This window comes from Sporomusa sp. (genome assembly GCF_057736855.1).
Genome location: NZ_JBYKYF010000456.1, coordinates 1 through 1704 on the forward strand (window position 1 = coordinate 1; position 1704 = coordinate 1704).

Genomic DNA, 1704 nt, shown 5'->3' on the forward strand with positions numbered 1-1704 from the left:
CAAGCCCATAGCGGACTTTCACCGCCTAGTTACTGCCCATGCCGGGCAAACTAGACAAAGGCTGCTGTGCATAAGGTCTTTTGGTACCTGTGCACAGCAGCCTTTGTATTTGTGAATACCGTGTCTGCCTATCAGTATGGGTACTACAGCCCATGCCTTAGACGGCTCCAGTCTTTCAGAAATTCAATCACTTCAGATGTAAGCATACCAGGCTCCAGACGCCACCTCCAATTGCCGCCCACCGTACCGGGGGTATTCATCCGTGCTTTACTGTCCAGCCCCAGTACATCCTGCAACGGCAGTATGACAGTCTTAGCCTGACTGAGATAGGTCAGCCGAATAAGCTGCCTGCATACGCCAATATTACTTCGATCACTATCCAGGCCTAACCGTTTAAGGTGGTTAAGTATAATGCGTTTGCACTGCGGGTCGGTGTCCTCCAGCTTTTGATACCAGCCTAGCAAAGTGTCATTATCATGGGTACCCGTATAAGCAATGGTATTAACACCGGTATTATAGGGAAACTCAGGTGCTGACCAGCCGTCACCAAAACTAAATTGGAGCACCCGCATACCCGGATAGCCAAAACGATGTTTAAGTCTGTTCACTGCCGGGGTAATAATCCCCAAATCCTCAGCCACCAACGGCAGCTTGCCAAGATATTTTTCCAAAACGGAAAAAAATTTGGTTCCTGGCCCGGCTGTCCACTGCCCGTTCACTGCCGTCTCTTCGCTGGCAGGAATCTCCCAGTAAGCCTCAAGGCCACGGAAATGGTCAACGCGAATTATATCCACCAACGCAAGCAAAACTTCCAGACGGCGGCGCCACCAATGGTAATCATCTAGCGCCATCTCATCCCAGTTATAGAGCGGGTTGCCCCAACGCTGCCCAGTAGTACTAAAATAGTCAGGCGGTACCCCGGCTACCTTGACCGGATTCCCGGCTACATCCAACGCAAACAAATGAGGATTGGCCCACACATCGGCGCTGTCATGAGCCACAAACAGCGGCAAATCACCAAATAGGCGAATGCCCCGGGCATTGGCATACCGCTTTAATTCTTGCCATTGCTGCCAGAAAACAAACTGCAAAAAAGTTTGGTAATGAATTTCTTCGGCAAGCAGTTGCCGATAATAGCTGAGAGCCTCCGGCTGGCGCTGCCTGATGGGAGTATCCCATTGATTCCAGGGCAGGCCACCAAAATGCAGCTTGAGTGCAATAAATAGCGTATAATCAGGCAACCAGTCGGCACTGTTAGCTACATACGCGCCATAATCGCTAGGCGGCTCCTGTTGGCTAAAACGTGTAAACGCTTGTCTGAATAACTGTTCCTTCCATAGCTTGACATAAGGAAAATCAATGCAGGCAGGGTTCTGCCAGGAAATATCAGCATATGCAAGTTCACCTTCTGTCAGCCAACCGGCATCTACCATTTTTTCCGGCGAAATCAGCAGTGGATTACCAGCAAACGCCGACAGGCATTGATACGGGGAATCACCAAAACCTACCGGATTAAGCGGCAGGAATTGCCAAATTTGTTGCTCGGCAGCCACAAGAAAATCGACAAACCGGTAGGCTTCTGGTCCCAAATCACCAATACCAAAGGGTGAAGGCAGCGAGGTGGGGTGCAGCAAAATGCCGTTGGTACGTTCAACCTGGGTTGTTATCCTTTCATCCCAAGCTAACAGCAGCCGACCTGACAAT

Annotated in this window: 1 protein-coding gene; it reads right to left on the reverse strand. The window is 50.3% G+C overall.

Annotated features, from left to right (window positions below; translation table 11 throughout):
- Positions 1–143: 143 nt before the first annotated feature.
- Positions 144–1704, reverse strand: a 1561-nt coding sequence (malQ, locus tag AC29Z1_RS17570) for a 4-alpha-glucanotransferase (RefSeq protein ID WP_488272735.1), incomplete at its 5' end; no start/stop codon positions are given.